Below are 16,503 nucleotides of genomic sequence, written 5' to 3'. Positions count from 1 at the left end.
TTACCCGGCGCTCCCTTTGGTCCAGAATTGTGATGCGGAGCGTGAAATATCCGACATAGAGTGGCGGAAATGGTCGGCGCGCCCTAGCTAAAAACAACGGGCAGGCAACGGCTTAAGCAGCCAAGCGCTCAAAAGGGCGGAAGAGGACATAATGGGCATCAACCAGGGTCCGATCAGTCTCGATCAGAAATACACCCAGGACACCGGACATATTTTCACGACGGGCATTCAGGCCCTGGTCCGGCTGCCGATGGCCCAGATCCGGCGCGACCGTGCCGCGGGATTGAACACCGCCGGCTTCATCTCCGGCTATCGCGGCTCGCCGCTCGGCGGCTATGACCAGCAGCTCTTCGCCGCGCGCAAGCATCTCGAGCAGTACAACATCAAGTTCCAGCCCGGCGTGAACGAGGATCTGGCCGCGACCGCGGTCTGGGGCTCGCAGCAGCTCAACCTCTCGCCCGGCGCCAAGTATGACGGCGTGGTCGGCATCTGGTACGGCAAGGGCCCCGGCGTCGATCGCTGCGGCGACGTCTTCCGCCACGGCAATGCCGCGGGCTCCGCCAAGAACGGCGGCGTCTTGTGTCTCGCCGGCGACGACCACGGCGCAAAATCCTCGACGGTCCCGCATCAATCCGACCACGCCTTCATGTCGGCGCTGATGCCCTATCTCTACCCGTCGAGCGTACACGAGATGATCGAGATGGGTCTTCTGGGTATCGCGATGTCGCGCTACTCGGGCTGCTGGGTCGGCATGAAGGTGATCACGGAGACGGTGGAGACCACCGCCGAGATCGACCTCACCGACGAGATGACGCCGTTCGTGATCCCGACCGATTTCGAGATGCCCGAAGGCGGCCTCAATCTGCGCTGGCCCGACGACCGCTTCGCCCAGGACCGCCGCCTGCAGGACTACAAGGGCTTTGCCGCGATCGCCTTTGCACGCGCCAACAAGGTCAATCGCGTCACCATGGACTCGCCCAACGCCCGCTACGGCATCATGGCGTCCGGCAAGAGCTACGAGGATATCCGTCAGGCGCTGCGCGAGCTCGGGATCACGCCCGAGGTCGCCGCCAAGATCGGACTTCGATTGTACAAGATCGGCATGCCGTGGCCTCTGGAGCCGGAAGGCGTCAGGCAATTCGCTGTAGGACTCGAGGAAATCTTCATCATCGAAGAGCGCCGCGAGATCGTCGAGAACCAAGTGAAGCAGGAGCTGTTCAACTGGCGCGACGATGTCCGTCCCCGCATTATCGGCAAGATGGACGATCACGACAAGCGCTTCCTTCCCTTTGCCGAAGAACTCAGCGTCGCCTCGCTGGCGAGCTCGCTGACCGAGCGGCTGCTTCGACTCGATCTCAATCCCGAAATTGCAACGATGCTGCGCGCCAAGGCCGATTGGTTCAACGGCCGCCAGGCATCGCAAATGCAGGCGACCGCGCCTGTCGCCCGCACCCCCTATTTCTGCTCCGGCTGCCCGCACAACACCTCGACCAAGGTGCCCGAAGGCAGTCGCGCCTTTGCCGGCATCGGGTGCCACTTCATGGCACTGTGGATGGATCGCTCCACCGAGACCTTCACCCACATGGGCGGCGAGGGTGTGCCGTGGGTCGGCGTTGCCCCCTTCACAAAGGAAGAGCACGTCTTCGCCAATCTCGGCGACGGCACGTATTTCCACTCCGGCAGCCTCGCGATCCGCCAGGCGATCGCCTCCGGCGCCAACATCACCTATAAGATCCTCTACAACGACGCGACCGCGATGACCGGCGGCCAGCATGTCGACGGGGAATTGTCGCCGCAGCAGATCACCTTCCAGCTACACAGCGAAGGCATCCGCGAGATCTATCTGGTCTCAGAAGATCCCGACGCCTATCCGGCGAACGAGATCGCGCCCGGCGTCAAGACCGCGCATCGTGACGAACTCGACGCGGTCCAGAAGACCCTGCGGAAAGTCAAGGGCGCGTCCGCGATCGTGTTCGTGCAGACTTGCGCCGCCGAGAAGCGGCGCCGCCGCAAGCGCGGCACGATGGAGGATCCGGCGCGCCGTGTGCTGATCAATCCCGCGGTGTGTGAAGGCTGCGGCGATTGCTCGGTGCAATCGAACTGCATTTCGGTCGAGCCGCTCGAGACCGAGTTCGGCCGCAAGCGCGCCATCAACCAGTCGACCTGCAACAAGGATTATTCCTGCGTCAAAGGCTTTTGTCCGTCCTTCGTCACCGTCGACGGCGGCAAGATGCGCAAGCGCGCGCCGGCGGGCGTCGGCGATATCGGCGATCTGCCCGAGCCGGCATCGCGCCCCAACCTGGACAAGCCCTACAACATCGCTGTCGGCGGCGTGGGCGGGACCGGCGTGCTGACGATCGGCGCGCTGCTCGGCATGGCCGCCCATATCGAGGGCAAGGCCTCGATGATCCTCGACATGTCGGGCCTGGCGCAGAAGGGCGGGGCGGTGCTGAGCCACGTCCGCCTGTCCGATCATCCGGCCGAGGTGACCTGCTCGCGCATCGTCACCGGTACGGCCGATGTGGTGCTCGCAGCCGATGAGGTGGTCGCGGTTGCCAAGGACACCATCTCGCTCTGCGACAGCAGCCGCACCCGCGGCATCATCAACAGCCACGTCATTCCCACCGCCGACTTCGTCCTCAACCGCGATTTCAACTTCCAGACCCGCAAGCTGAACGGGTTGCTGGAAACCGCGCTGCACAAGGACTCGGTATTCTTCGACTTCACCAAGCCGGCCGAACAGCTGCTCGGCGACAGCATCGCCACCAACATGATGATGATGGGCTACGCCTATCAGAAGGGCCTCTTGCCGTTGTCAGCGGAGTCGATCGAGCAGGCGATCGAGGTAAACGGCGTCTCGATCAAGATGAACAAGGAAGCCTTCCGCCTCGGCCGCCTCGCGGTCGCCGATCCCGCACGGCTTGCCGGCATGCTGAAGGGAACGGATGAGGTCGTTGCGCCCAAGTCCCTGGACGCAATGACGCTCGACGAGGTCATCGAGCATCGCACCAGGCATCTCACGGCGTACCAGAACGGCCGCCTCGCGAAACGCTACCGCAAGCTGGTCGATCAGGTCAGCGACGTCGCCAGGCAGGGCGGCTATGACGAGGCGCTGACCCGCGCCGTTGCGGTCAACTACGCCAAGCTGCTGGCCTACAAGGACGAATACGAGGTCGCGCGCCTCTACACCGATGGCGCCTTCGAAAAGCAGCTCCGCGACCAGTTCGAAGGCGACTTCAAGTTCAACTTCAACCTGGCCCCGCCCATTCTGAGCAGGGGCGTCGATGCGCTCGGCCGCCCGAAGAAGCGCTCCTTCGGCCCGTGGATGCTTCCGGTGTTCCGCGTGCTGGCAAAATTCAAGTTCCTGCGCGGCACGCCGCTCGACATCTTCGGTCGCAGTGCCGACCGCAAGCTCGAGCGCGATCTGATCGCCGGCTACGAGAAGGACGTCGCCACCGTGCTCGGCCTGCTGTCGCCGCTGACGATCGATACCGCGGTGGAGCTGCTCTCGCTGCCCGACCGCATCCGCGGCTACGGCCCGGTGAAGGAGAAGGCCGTAGCAGACGCCAAGGCCCGCTACGCCCAGCTCGCCGCCGACCTCGCGAACCCGCCGCCGGCGCCGAGGCAGATCGCGGCGGAGTAGAATTTTCGTGGGGTGGACTCGCTAATCCACCCTGCAAATTCCTGTTTGAAATCAACCACCGTTCTACTGTGCATGGGGTTGTTTTCGCGAAAAAACATTTTTCGATAAAACGAAATCACTTGTGCCGTCGGGCAAAACAGCTTTAGGGTTCTGCCCGTCGTTCCCATCATTGCGAGCGCAGCGAAGCAATTCCAGAGTGCGTCCGCGGAAAGATTCCTGGATTGCTTCGCTGCGCTCGCAACGACGACTGCGGCAGCAGGGCCTTCCACCGCACCTCGGATGATGCGGCGGCCATTTGCGCCAGCCCGCTGCCCTCTCGCCCGACGGAATATTTCCGCGCTTGCCAACAGGGCGGCAGCGGTTCAGAAAAAACCGGAAGTGAGAAACGCCAGCGGAGACCTTATTTGACCATCAAGGGCAAGGCCTACATTGCCGGGATCTACGAACACCCGACCCGGCACGCGCCGGACAAATCCACCGCGCAACTCCATGCCGAGGTCGCCAAGGGCGCGATCGAGGATGCCGGGCTCAGCAAGGACGATGTCGACGGCTATTTCTGCGCGGGCGACGCCCCGGGCGGCGCCTGGCCGATGGTTGATTATCTCGGGCTGAACACCAAAAAACTCCGCCATGTCGATTCCACCGAGACCGGCGGCTGTTCCTACATCATCCATCTCGGCCATGCCGCTGAAGCGATCGCCGCGGGCAAGTGCTCGATCGCGCTGATCACGCTGGCCGGCAAGCCGCGCACCGGGGCGATGCCGCCGCGCGCGGCGGGCGCCGAGGCCGATTTCGAGACGGCTTACGGCGCGACCACGCACAATGCCTATGGCATGTGTGCCATGCGCCACATGCACGACTATGGCACCACCAGCGAGCAGCTCGCCTGGATCAAGGTCGCGGCCTCGCACCATGCGCAATACAATCCGCATGCGATGCTCAAGGACGTCGTGACCGTCGAGGACGTCCTGAACTCGCCGATGATCTCTGATCCCTTGCATCGCATGGATTGCTGCGTGGTCTCCGACGGCGGCGGCGCGCTGATCGTGACCACGCCTGAAATCGCCAAGAGCCTGAAGAAGCCTTTGGTCAGGCTGATCGGACATGGCGAGGCGATGAAGGGCCCGCGCGGCGGCAAGGATCTCGACCTCACATACTCCGCCGGCATCTGGTCCGGCCCGCGTGCCTTCGAGGAAGCCGGCATCACGCCGAAGGACATCAAATACGCCTCGATCTACGACAGCTTCACCATCACCGTCCTGATGCAGCTCGAAGACCTCGGCTTCTGCAAGAAAGGTGAGGGCGGCAAGTTCGTCGCCGACGGCAATCTGATCTCGGGCGTCGGCAAGCTGCCGTTCAACACCGATGGCGGTGGCCTCTGCAGCAACCATCCCGTCAATCGCGGCGGCATGACCAAGATCCTCGAGGCCGTGCGGCAACTGCGCGGCGAGGCGCATCCGAAGGTGCAGGTCAAGAATTGCGATCTCGCCATCGCCCACGGCACCGGCGGACTTTTGGGTGTTCGCCACGCCGCCTCGACGGCCATTCTGGAGCGCGTGTGATGAGCGAAGCCAAGAAATATCCGGCCCCGGTGACGAACCCTGAGACAGCCGCGTTCTGGGATGCGGCCAAAGAGGGCAGGTTCATGATCAAGCGCTGCACCGCGTGCGGCGAGGCGCACTATTTCCCGCGTGCGATCTGCCCGTTCTGCTACTCCGACAAGACGGTGTGGGAGCAGTCTTCGGGCGAGGGTACGATCTACACCTACAGCTTGATGCGGAAGTCGCCGACCGGCCCTTACGCGATCGGCTACGTCACGCTGAAGGAAGGCCCATCGCTCCAGACCAATTTCGTCGATTGCGATCTGACGACGTTGAAGATCGGCCAGAAGGTGAAGGTGGTGTTCAAGCCGACCGACGGCGCGCCGCTGCCGTTTTTTACGCCGGCGTAGTCGCTTTCTTCCCTTCTCCCCTTGCGGGAGAAGGTGGCGCGAAGCGCCGGATGAGGGGTCTCTCTCCACCGAGAGATTGTTCGATGCGGAGCGAACCCCTCACCCAAACGAGTTTGTTGCGAGCACCTTGGATCCCTCTCCCGCAAGGGGAGAGGGCGCATCAATGGGCGCCGCCATTCGCTGAAACTGCCGGGAGGAAACAACAAAAATGTCCGCCAGATACGACGAACTCAAAGGCCTCAAAAACCTCGGCCAGAAATATGCCTACACCGACCGCGAAGTGATGCTCTATGCCTACGGCATTGGGCTTGGCGCCGATCCGATGGACGAGAACGAGCTCGCCTTCGTCAACGAGGGCACGCTGACGCCGCGACCGCTCAAGGTGGTGCCGACTTTTGCATCCGTCGCCGCGTGGGGCGCGGGGCCTGGCGAGATGAACCTCAACCGCGTGATGGTGGTGGACGGCGAGCGCGACATCACCTTCCACCAGCCACTGCCGGTCGCCGCGCACATCACCGCCGATTCCTCCGTGGTCGAAGTCTACGACAAGGGCAAGGACAAGGGCGTGGTCATCAGCCATCAGACCGTGCTCAAGAACGAGAAGGGCGAGAAGCTGGCAACTCTGGTCGCCTCCCGCTTCGCCCGCGGCGACGGCGGCTTTGGCGGGCCGAACCTGACCCAGCCGGATCCGCACAAGAGCCCGTCCCGCGCACCCGACACGACCATCGACATCGTGACGCGTCCCGACCAGGCGCTGGTCTATCGTCTCTGCGGCGATCGCAACCCGCTGCACTCCGACCCTGAGTTCGCGAAGAAGGCCGGCTTCCCACGTCCAATCCTGCACGGCATGTGCACGTACGGCATCACCTGCCGCGGCGTGCTCCAGACCTATGCCGATTACGACGCTTCCGCCTTCCGCCAGCACGTCGCGCGGTTCTCCTCGCCGGTCTATCCCGGCGAGACCGTGACCATGGACCTCTGGAAGGACGGCAGCGTGATCTCGTTCGAAGCCAAGGTAAAGTCGCGCGGCGTCACTGTGATCAAGAACGGCAAGACGGTGCTGGGGTGATGATGCCGCTCGTCGCGCTCTGAGTTATTTCGTCATGCCCGGGCTTGTCCCGGGCATCCACGTTCTTCGCGCGGTTGGCGATCAAGTTCGTGGATGGCCGGGACAAGCCCGGCCATGACGGAGCAAAAGAACAAAACAGGGAGAGCCACCATGGGACTACTCGACGGCAAGGTTGCGCTGATCACCGGCGCGGGCGGGGGGCTCGGTGAGGCCTACGCAAAGCTGTTCGCGCGGGAAGGGGCCTCCGTCGTCGTCAACGACCTCGGTGGGCCCCGTGACGGCTCCGGCGCCGACACATCGATGGCGCAGCTCGTGGTGGATGCGATCAAGGCCGAAGGCGGCAAGGCGGTCGCCAACGGCGCCGACATCTCCACCATGGAAGGCGGCCAGTCGGTGTTCGACGACGCCATCAAGCATTTCGGCCGCGCCGACATCCTCGTCAACAATGCCGGCATTCTGCGCGACCAGACCTTCGCCAAGGCGTCTGAGTCCGACTGGGACAAGGTCATCAAGGTGCATCTGAAGGGCACCTTTTGTTGCACCATGCCGGTATTTCGCTGGATGCGGGAAAACGGCGGCGGCGTCATCGTCAACACCTCGTCGACCTCGGGCCTGATCGGCAATTTCGGCCAGAGCAATTACGGCGCGGCCAAGGGCGGCATCTGGGGCCTGTCCAACGTGCTGGCAATCGAGGGCCGCAAATACAACATCCGGATCTGGACGCTTGCGCCGGGCGCGCTGACCCGCATGACCGCAGACCTGCCCCGCTATAAGGAGAACCCCGGCGCGGCGCTGGGTCCGGACGGCATCGCGCCGGCCGTGCTATACATGGTCAGCGACTTGTCCGGTGACCAGACCGGCAAGGTGCTGGGCGTGTCCGGGCCCCGCGGCGTGCGCGAAATCCGGATGATGGAAATGGACGGCTGGAAGCCGCCGCACACGGGCTGGAAGGCCCAGGACATCGCCGATCATGCCAAGGAGATCTTCTTCTCCGAAGAGCAGATCAAGATGGGGGCGCGGCGGTTTTAGCCATCGACAGAGAGAAACAAGGACAACGATGAAACTTACCGCCGACGCCAAGGGCACCTTCGCAATCGCGCCGACGCCGTTCCACGATGACGGCCGGATCGACGAGCGCTCGATCGACCGCCTGACCGATTTCTACGAGGAGGTCGGCTGCGACGGCGTCACTGTGCTGGGCATCCTCGGTGAGGCCCCGAAGCTCGATGCCGCCGAGGCCGAACAGGTGGCGGTACGCTTCGTCAAGCGCGCCAAGAAGATGCAGGTGATCGTCGGCGTCTCCGCGCCGGGCTTTGCCACCATGCGCTCGCTGGCGAAGGCCTCGATGGATGCGGGCGCGGCCGGCGTCATGATCGCGCCGCCGCCGTCGTTGCGGACCGACGACCAGATCGTCGGCTATTACAAGCAGGCGGCCGAGGCCATCGGCCCCGACGTGCCCTGGGTGCTCCAGGACTATCCGCTGACCTTGTCGGTGGTGTTCACCCCGGCCGTGATCCGCAAGATCGTCACCGACAATCCGAACTGCGTGATGCTCAAGCACGAGGACTGGCCGGGGCTGGAAAAGATCTCGACGCTGCGCAATTTCCAGAAGGACGGCTCGCTGCGGCCGCTTTCGATCCTCTGCGGCAATGGCGGGCTCTTTCTGGACTTCGAGATGGAGCGCGGCGCCGACGGCGCCATGACCGGCTATGCCTTCCCCGAACTCCTGATCGACGTCGTGCGGCTTTCGAAGGAAGGCAAGCGCGACGCCGCCCATGATCTGTTCGACGCGCATCTGCCGCTGATCCGCTACGAGCAGCAGCCCGGCGCGGGCCTTGCCGTGCGCAAATACGTGCTGCAGAAGCGCGGCATCATTGCCTCCAGCGCCCAGCGCAAGCCCGGCGCCACCATCACCCCGATGGCGAAGGCGGAGGTCGATTACCTGCTGTCGCGCGTCGCCCGCGTCGACAAGCGCGCCAATCTCGGCCCGCAATCCAGCGCCGCAGGTTAGTCGAATGGCCGAGGCATCAGCATCACGCCCTGCGTCGACGATCCTCCTGCTGCGCGACGGCGTGACGGTCGACGGCAAGAGCCGCGACGAAATCGAAGTCTTCATGATGGTCCGCCATCATCAGATCGAGTTCAATTCGGGCGCGCTGGTGTTTCCTGGTGGCAGCGTCGATGCCGGCGATCAGGAGATCGTCAAGCGCTCCGACTTGTATTCAGGCGGCGAGGGCCTGAGCGAAGCGGATCGCGGCTTTCGGATCGCCGCGATCCGTGAGACCTTTGAGGAAAGCGGCATCCTGCTGGCGCGCTCGAAGGATTCGGGCACGCCTGTTGACGCCAGGCGCGCTGGCGAGATCGCCGATGCGCATCGCGTCGCGCTCAACGAGCACAAGATCAGCTTCCTGAGCATTCTGGCCGACAACGGCCTCCAGCTCGCGCTCGATACGCTCGTGCCTTACGCGCACTGGATCACGCCGGAGGGCATGCCAAAACGTTTCGACACCTGGTTCTTCCTTGCGGCAGCACCGCCCGACCAGCTCGGCGCGCATGATGGCCGGGAGTCGACCGATTCGATCTGGGTCTCGCCGCGCGAGGCGGTGGAGGGCGGCGAGAGCGGCCGCTTTAAGCTGCCGTTCCCGACAACGCGCAATTTGATCCGGCTCGCCAAGCAGGGCAGCGTGAGCGCAGCGCTCGAGCACGCCCGCGGCATGTCCGTCGTGACGGTGATGCCTGTCATGACCAAGACCGAAACCGGCCGTCAGCTCCGCATTCCCCGCGAGGCCGGCTATGACGGTGAGGTGTTCGAGGTCGGGGCCATCGGCTAGGACACTTCGATACAAAGCGAAGTATCGGCGAGGGCAGACGCGCTAGGTTCCGTCCCTGACAACGGGATCGAGCGCGCGACATGGACAACCGACAGGGCAATCGGCAGGACAACAATATCGCCGTCGAGCTGGCGCTGCTCCTCGCGCTCGCGACGCTCTGGGGTGGCTCCTACACCTTCATCAAGCTCGGCGTCGCCACCATTCCGCCGATCACGCTGATCGCGGCGCGCACAACGATTGCGGGCCTGCTGCTGCTCGCGATCATGTGGGCGCGGGGCATCAGGCTGCCGACGGATGCCGCGACCTGGCGACGCTTCGCCTTCCAGGCCGTGCTCAATAGCGTGATCCCCTGGACATTGATCGCCTGGGGCGAGCGCCACGTCGATGCCGCACTTGCGACCATCCTCAACTCGGCCGGCCCGATCTTCACCTTCCTGCTCACGGCCGTTGTGACGCGTCACGAGGCGACGACACCGCGAAAGCTGGTCGGGGTGGTCGCCGGCATGGCCGGCATCCTGCTGATCGTCGGCGTCGATGCCTTCCATAATGTTGGAAGCGGCCTCGTCGCGGAGGCCGCGATCGTTGCCGCCACCATCTGCTACGCCTGCGCCGCGATCTTCGGTCGCGGCTTCAAGGGCCTCGATCCCATGGCGCCCGCGGCCGGCTCGTTGCTGGCGGGGGCGGCGGCGCTGCTCCCGGCCTCGCTCATCGTCGAGCAGCCCTGGACGCTGTCGCCCTCGCTGAGTTCCGTGTTGGCGCTGCTCGCGCTGGCGACCTTCTCGACGGCCGCGGCCTTCGTGATCTATTTCCGCCTGATCCAGACCCTGGGCTCGGTCGGCACCACCGCGCAGGCCTATCTCCGCGTGCCGATCGGGGTTGCCATCAGCGTCGCCTTCCTCGGCGAGAGCCTGAGCCGGACCGCCTGGATCGGCCTTGCCTGCGTCGTCCTCGGCGTCGCCGCCATGACCATCCCGGCCCGGCGGCCGGCCGGCGTCAAAACGTCATAAAACCGGGGCCAAGGAGGCCGGTAGGGCTTCAACATTAAGGATATTCGGCGGCCAGACGCATGTTCCCCCGGGACTGCAATACGTCGTATATTGGAGCTCCAATGGCCCGGTCCACACATCACCAATGTCCGCCGAATTGACGCCGACCCCTGAGAAAAAGCGAACTTTCTCGCTCTCCATCGGCCAGCTCACGTTCGGCAGCTTCCTTCTGGTGCTGGCGGTGATCATCGTCACCTCGACCGCGAGCGTGATTGCGATCCGGCACATCGACACGACCTTCGCCGAGCTGCAGCGGCTGCAGAGCGTCGGCGACCTCGCCGAGGACATCGACCGCCGCATGAACGAGCTGCGGCTCGCCGCGCGCGACTTCGTCACCGACCCTGGCGCCGGCATCCAGTTCAAGCAGGTGGGCGAGGCGGCTTCGACGCTCAGTGACATCCTGAAGAAGACCCGCATCGAGCTCGTGCCCGAGCAGCAGGATATGATCGACGGCGTCAGCGAGCGGCTTGCGACCTATCGCAGCGGCCTGGAGCGGATCTCGACCTTGATCGACCGCCGCGCCCAGCTGCTTGCCGGGCTGCCGCCGCTCCGCGACCAGTTCGACGCAGCTGTCTCCGGCACTGCGGACCGAGAGCTGGCGTCCCGCCTGTCGGAAGCGCAGAGCCGGATCGCGCTTGGGTTGCTTGCGCGCAACCCGTCCGCGGCCGAGCAGGCGGCGCAGAGCATGCGGGCGATGGGCGTCACTGATCCCAAGCTCAGATCGGCGGTCAACGAGTACGCCGAGGCGATCATCGCGGTCGCGGTCCGTGAACGGCAGATCGCCGACATCGACCGCGAGGTGCTGGGAACCGAGGGTCGGCTGATCGGCCGTGTCACCGAATTGCTGCGCGAGGTCAGCGCCCGGCGCGGTCACGTGCTGTCGCGCGACTTTGCCCGCACGCTGACGGAGGCGCGCTGGCAGAGCATCGTGCTCGGTACCATCGGTGTGCTGATCGGCATTCTCGCGGCCGGCTTCGTGGTGCGGCGGACGGTCCGTCCGCTCGCCCAGATCGCGCGGTCGATCCGCGCGCTCGCAGCCGGCGAGAAGAACACCTCGATCCCGTCCGCCGACCTCGACAACGAGATCGGCGACATCGCGCGGGCGGCCGAAGTGTTCCGCCGTGCGCTGGAGGAGGCCGACACGGCACGCGAGGCGGCGGTGCGCGCACTGACCGAGCAACGCCTTGCCGAAGAGAGCTACCGGAAACTGTTCGAGGGCTCGGTCGACGGCATCTATGTCACGACGCCGGCCGGCGACCTCCTCAACGCCAATCCGGCGCTGGCGCGGATGATGGGCTATGACAGCCCCAAAGACCTCATCGACAGCATCAACGACATCGCCCACACCATCTACGTCAATCCCGAGGCTCGCGTCGAATATCAGCGGCTGATGGCACGCGACGGAATGGTGCGCGAGTTCGAATACCAGGTGCGCCAGCGCGGCGGCGACATCCTGTGGCTGTCCGACAGTGCCACCGGCGTCCGCGACGAGGCGGGCAACATCGTCCGCTATGAGGGCACGCTGCGCGACATTACCGACCAGAAGCGCGCGGAAGACGCCATTGCCGAAGGACGGCGCCTGCTCCAGCAGGTCATCGACACCGTGCCAGCGGTCATCAACGTCAAGGACCGCGACCTGCGCTACGTGCTGATGAACCGTTACATGGCCGGCATCTTCGGAATCGAGCCCGGCGATGCGCTCGGCCGCACCACGGCCGACCTGATGTCGCGCTACGGCGCGGCCAAGTCCGACGAGAGCGACAAGCGCGTGCTGACGCTGCGAAAGGGCCTCGGCTTCTACGAAGAGGAGTACATTGATTCTTCCGGCCACATGCGGCAATGGCTCGTCAACAAGCTGCCGTTGCTCGATGCCGAAGGCGAGATCGAGCGGATCGTCACCGTGGCGCTCGACATCGGCGAGCGCAAGCGCGGCGAGCAGGAGATGCGGAAAGCCAAGGAATCCGCCGAGACCGCGCTGCGCAATCTGCGCGAGACCCAGGCCTCGCTGATCGAGGCGGAGAAGCTGGCGGCGCTCGGGCGCCTCGTCGCCGGCGTCGCGCACGAGGTCAACAATCCCGTCGGCATCAGCCTCACGGTCGCCTCCGCGCTGGAGCGCAAGACCGCGATGTTCACCGCCGAAGTCGAACGCGGCGAGCTGCGCCGCTCCACGCTCAACGACTTTCTCCATACCAGCCGCGACGCGTCCTCGCAGCTCGTCGCCAATCTCAATCGCGCCGCCGAGCTGATCCAGTCGTTCAAGCAGGTCGCCGCCGACCGCAACTATTCGGACCAGCGCAGCTTCGATCTCGGTGACCTCACCGAGCAGGTGGTGATGAGTCTGCGGCCCGGCCTTCGCAAGCACAATCTGACGCTCAACGTCGAGTGCCAGCCTGATCTGACCATGAACAGCTATCCCGGACCCTACGGCCAGGTGCTGACCAATCTGTTTCTCAACGCGGTGGCGCACGCCTTCCCGGACGGCCGGCCGGGGACCATCGACATCCAGGTGCGCGAGTCCGGCAAGGACAATGTCGAGATCATCTTCTCCGACAATGGCTGCGGCATGTCGCTCGACGTCCGCCGCCGTGCCTTCGATCCGTTCTTCACGACGCGGCGCGATCAGGGCGGCACCGGCCTCGGGCTGCACATCGTCTACAGCATCGTCACGAACAGGCTCGGCGGACGGCTCGATCTGGATTCCGAACCGGGCAGCGGCACACGTATCCAGATCATCCTGCCGCGCGTGGCGCCGCTCGAGCAGGCCGCCGAATAGCTAGCGGTTTTCGAGCGAAGTGGATGCCGTTCGCGTGATGAAAACGCGTCGAATCAACAATTGAGAGCTTTGGTTGATTCAATCAGAACCGAAGTCCTAGTCGACCTCCGCAAGCTTGTGCAGCGTCGCGCCGAAAATCTGGCTGGCCTTGCCGACCAGCGCGGTGCCCGTCATGTCCCCGCGCGTCTCCGTGAACGTGCCGCTGACACCGATGCCGACCGCGGCAGGCCCGCCGAACAGCGGATTGTCGTCGCCCCGCGGCGAGGTGTGACGCTGGACCAGCACCTCACCCTTGAAGGTGTTGTCCTTCACCGTGTAGCTGCCGGTGTAATAGAGGTACGCATCGCCGCCAAGAATCTTGCCGTCGCGAAAAAGAATCACGCCGCTGCCCTTGCCGACCCGACCATCGAGCAGGTTCACGTGAATCGAATAGAGGCCGTTCTTCATAACGTCCCGAGGCCGGCCGCCATCGCCCAATGGCGTAGCCGGTAGGCATTTATGCCAAAGGGCATGCGGCCACGCAACGCGGCAGTTTGGCCGCCGACCTTGCGAGCTTGCCCGTGAGCCGTAATTGTCCCGGCTTGTCTATGACACTGCCATGACGGTCTGATCATGAAGCGAGGCCAGTCGTTGCGAATCAAGTTGGCCCGCGAAATGCATAACCATTGTTGCACTGGCCGCGGGGTGCTGGAGCAAGACAAACGTGAGCAACTGGATCGATTCCGGCGGCGAGAAGCCGCGTCTGTACAGTGTGCGTCCCACGATTTGCGAAACACGACAACGGCGGATCGGCGGCGCGGCATGCTGGCGAACCGTGGCGAGCCTAGCATGCGTCCTGGCCCTGATCGCACTCGCGGCCCCCTTCGGCCACGCGCGCGACCGCGGCCAGTTCGTCAACGCCAATGCCGAATTGAAGGCCTGGTTCGACGGACTGCGAAGCGGCAAGGGGCCTTGTTGCTCCGATGCCGACGGCTCGGCGCTCTCGGACACCGACTGGGACAGCAAGGACGGGCACTATCGGGTCCGCGTCCCGCGTTATGGCTACGTGATCGACGGCCGACCGCAGGAGCTCGTCTGGGTCGAGGTGCCCGAGGAGGCCGTGATCTCGGAGCCGAGCCGGGTGGGGCGCACCATGGTCTGGCCGATCTATGGCTACATGGGCGTCGCCGTCCGCTGCTTCATGCCCGGCAGCATGACTTGAGGCACGCCGGGAGGCAACGTCGCCCGGTGAGCGGCGCGCGCCGTGTCAGGTATATTTCTTGTCGCGCTCGAGCAGCTCGATGGAGATGCCTTCGGGGCCGCGGATGAAGCAGATGCGCACGCCGGGGCGGATCGTGGTCGGTTCGCGCGTGAAAGTGACGCCCTTGGCCTTGAGCTCGGCGGCGACGGCGTCGATGTCCTTCACCGTGAGACCGAAATGGTCGAGGCCTTGATGCGGGTGCGGCGGCGGCGGGTTGACCGCATTGTCGCCCTCGAGGGGCGCAATGAAGATCCTTGCGCCGCCGAGATTCACGTCGATCCGTCCGGGCGCTTGCACGATCTCGCCACCGAGGATGTCCCGCAACCAGGCCGCCGTGGCCTCCGGATCGGGGCTGCGCAGATGGACGTGATCCCAAGTGACGACTGGCATTTCGTGTTCTCCCGACGGATCTTGATGTTGCAGCGCATGTTAGCGGGCTCGGCCCGTGACCGCCACCGCTCTTGCCGACTCGGCAGCTGCGCGGGAACCTTAGTTCGCCTTCCGGATTAAGTAAGCAGTGGCCGAATCCGTTGTCGAAACGTGCTTCCGCTGCGATCGGTGAGGCAACCATGAGCGCTGGGTTTGACCGCATCGGGTTAGGGCGTTTCGCCGGGACCGGCGAACGACTGGCGCGGGCGGTGACGATCGCGAGCGTTTCATTTGGGCGAGGCCTGCTGTGGCTGTTGGCGGCCATCATCGTCGGTTGCGGCATCTGGATGCTGCTCCCCGTCTCCAGAGGCAACAGTGCCGAACCGGTGAGGTCTGACGTGGCAGCCGTCGAGACGGCGCCTTCGCGCGATGCGGTCGCCGTGTCGCCGGCCTCCGAAGCTCAGATTCCGACAATGGCAGAACTCGGCCGGATCAGGATTTCATCTCAGACCTGGCGCCGCGGCGGCCTTGGATCGAAGGCGCTGGTGACGCTCACGCTGCGCAACGACAACGACTATGCCGTAAAGGATGTCGAGATCGTCTGCGCTTTTGCGCGGCGTGATGGCAGTCATCTCACCGACCGCACCCGCGTTCTGGCGGATCCGGTCAGCATGAAGAGCCGCAAGACTTTTGCGCGCATTCCTGTCGGCTTCGTCAACGTGAATGCCGATCAGGCGAAGTGTTCGCTTGTGGCAGCACGCCGGACCTAAGGCCGGCAGTGCCGGGTAGCGGAAAAGTTACTGTCCTGGGGGTTGGCCGAAAAACTTGGCGTCGCCATTTGAACCGAACGGCTGGGCCAGGAACTAATTAAATGATCGCCTGTTAAGGCGGAGAGCCCACGCGGGGATGCGGCGGGCGGAGCGTGGCCAATGCCCATCTTTCGGTATTTCTTCTTCGTCGGTGGAGCCTTGCTCGCACTGCTGTTCGCGGCGAACTACGTTCTGCCGACTTCGCCTGTGACGCAGGCTATCGCAACCGCAAGCAACGAACAGCCGTTGATTCGGATCCGGTCCGATCGCCACCTGCCGGAGCGTGTCGTACTCGACACCAGTCAGCCGACGCTTGCCGCCCCTGCGGCGAAGATCGCCGCCGTCGCGGCTCCCCAGCCGCCCGTGGAGAGCATGTCACCCGCTTTGGCCGAGATATCAGCCAAGGCGCGGGTCCGCGAGACGTTCGCCCAATTCACGCCGGCCGCGAAGGCCGATACCGCTGCGGTCAAGAGGACCGAGGCCAAGACGCAAATTCAGCCGCAAGTTCAGGCGCAGGCCCAGCCTCCTCAGACCCCGGCGCAGCAGCCCAAGCGCAAGGTCGCCAGAACGCATCCGGTGCCGCAGCAAGGGCGGCCGATGATGGTGATGGCGCAGCAGCCGCATTTCGGCTTCTTCAACAGCACCTGGTGAGGGCGGGTCTGACCCGTCCCGAATCGAGGCCGGAAGGGCTTTTTATTGGCCGGCCTCTCTGCTAATTCGAACCCATCCGAACGTCGCCCGGCCTGCTGGCTCGCCAGCAGCTATCTGGGGC

Annotated in this window: 14 protein-coding genes; 12 read left to right on the top strand and 2 right to left on the bottom strand. The window is 64.6% G+C overall.

Annotated features, from left to right (window positions below):
- Window positions 1-151 precede the first annotated feature (151 nt).
- From IVB50_RS20365 to IVB50_RS20325, 9 genes are all read left to right on the top strand, one after another.
- On the top strand, window positions 152-3,643 hold the full coding sequence (locus tag IVB50_RS20365) for an indolepyruvate ferredoxin oxidoreductase family protein (protein WP_018456494.1): 3,492 nt from the start codon (window positions 152-154) through the stop codon (window positions 3,641-3,643).
- 404 nt (window positions 3,644-4,047) lie between these two features.
- Complete coding sequence (locus IVB50_RS20360; RefSeq protein WP_007611536.1) at window positions 4,048-5,205, top strand: thiolase domain-containing protein; 1,158 nt, start codon at window positions 4,048-4,050, stop codon at window positions 5,203-5,205.
- A complete protein-coding gene (locus IVB50_RS20355; RefSeq protein WP_018456495.1) occupies window positions 5,205-5,594 on the top strand; it encodes an OB-fold domain-containing protein in 390 nt (129 codons plus the stop codon). The genes IVB50_RS20360 and IVB50_RS20355 overlap by 1 nt, the downstream gene beginning before the upstream one ends.
- Window positions 5,595-5,802: 208 nt before the next feature.
- Complete coding sequence (locus tag IVB50_RS20350; protein WP_018456496.1) at window positions 5,803-6,663, top strand: MaoC family dehydratase; 861 nt, start codon at window positions 5,803-5,805, stop codon at window positions 6,661-6,663.
- A gap of 150 nt (window positions 6,664-6,813) precedes the next feature.
- Complete coding sequence (locus IVB50_RS20345; RefSeq protein ID WP_247297047.1) at window positions 6,814-7,692, top strand: SDR family oxidoreductase; 879 nt, start codon at window positions 6,814-6,816, stop codon at window positions 7,690-7,692.
- 28 nt (window positions 7,693-7,720) lie between these two features.
- Window positions 7,721-8,674, top strand: a complete 954-nt coding sequence (locus tag IVB50_RS20340) for a dihydrodipicolinate synthase family protein (protein WP_018455293.1) — start codon at window positions 7,721-7,723, stop codon at window positions 8,672-8,674.
- A 4-nt stretch (window positions 8,675-8,678) separates the two neighbouring features.
- Complete coding sequence (locus IVB50_RS20335) at window positions 8,679-9,494, top strand: NUDIX hydrolase (protein WP_247297045.1); 816 nt, start codon at window positions 8,679-8,681, stop codon at window positions 9,492-9,494.
- 80 nt (window positions 9,495-9,574) lie between these two features.
- Window positions 9,575-10,501 (top strand): DMT family transporter, encoded by a 927-nt coding sequence (locus IVB50_RS20330; protein ID WP_018455291.1) that lies wholly within the window; start codon window positions 9,575-9,577, stop codon window positions 10,499-10,501.
- 124 nt (window positions 10,502-10,625) lie between these two features.
- Window positions 10,626-13,313 carry a PAS domain S-box protein gene (locus IVB50_RS20325; protein WP_018455290.1) on the top strand — a complete coding sequence of 896 codons (2,688 nt, stop codon included), beginning with the start codon at window positions 10,626-10,628 and terminating at the stop codon, window positions 13,311-13,313.
- A gap of 96 nt (window positions 13,314-13,409) precedes the next feature.
- On the opposite strand, the gene IVB50_RS20320 is transcribed toward IVB50_RS20325, so the two are convergent.
- Window positions 13,410-13,760 carry a GrlR family regulatory protein gene (locus IVB50_RS20320; protein WP_018455289.1) on the bottom strand — a complete coding sequence of 117 codons (351 nt, stop codon included), beginning with the start codon at window positions 13,758-13,760 and terminating at the stop codon, window positions 13,410-13,412.
- 256 nt (window positions 13,761-14,016) lie between these two features.
- Between IVB50_RS20320 and IVB50_RS20315 the strand changes: the two genes are divergently transcribed.
- Window positions 14,017-14,514: a hypothetical protein gene (locus tag IVB50_RS20315; protein WP_018455288.1), complete on the top strand. Its 498-nt coding sequence runs from the start codon at window positions 14,017-14,019 to the stop codon at window positions 14,512-14,514.
- A 45-nt stretch (window positions 14,515-14,559) separates the two neighbouring features.
- On the opposite strand, the gene IVB50_RS20310 is transcribed toward IVB50_RS20315, so the two are convergent.
- On the bottom strand, window positions 14,560-14,943 hold the full coding sequence (locus IVB50_RS20310) for a VOC family protein (RefSeq protein WP_018455287.1): 384 nt from the start codon (window positions 14,941-14,943) through the stop codon (window positions 14,560-14,562).
- Between the two features lie 179 nt (window positions 14,944-15,122).
- On the opposite strand from IVB50_RS20310, the gene IVB50_RS20305 reads away from it, so the two are divergent.
- A complete protein-coding gene (locus tag IVB50_RS20305; protein WP_018455286.1) occupies window positions 15,123-15,692 on the top strand; it encodes a hypothetical protein in 570 nt (189 codons plus the stop codon).
- A gap of 159 nt (window positions 15,693-15,851) precedes the next feature.
- The gene (locus IVB50_RS20300) at window positions 15,852-16,382 is read left to right on the top strand and encodes a hypothetical protein (RefSeq protein WP_018455285.1); all 531 of its coding nucleotides are present in this window, start codon (window positions 15,852-15,854) and stop codon (window positions 16,380-16,382) included.
- Window positions 16,383-16,503: the final 121 nt, after the last annotated feature.

It is taken from the genome of Bradyrhizobium sp. 87 (assembly GCF_023073015.1).
GTDB lineage: Bacteria > Pseudomonadota > Alphaproteobacteria > Rhizobiales > Xanthobacteraceae > Bradyrhizobium > Bradyrhizobium canariense_D.
Note: the sequence above shows the minus strand (reverse complement) of the source record. Positions and strands in the feature narration are given on the sequence as shown.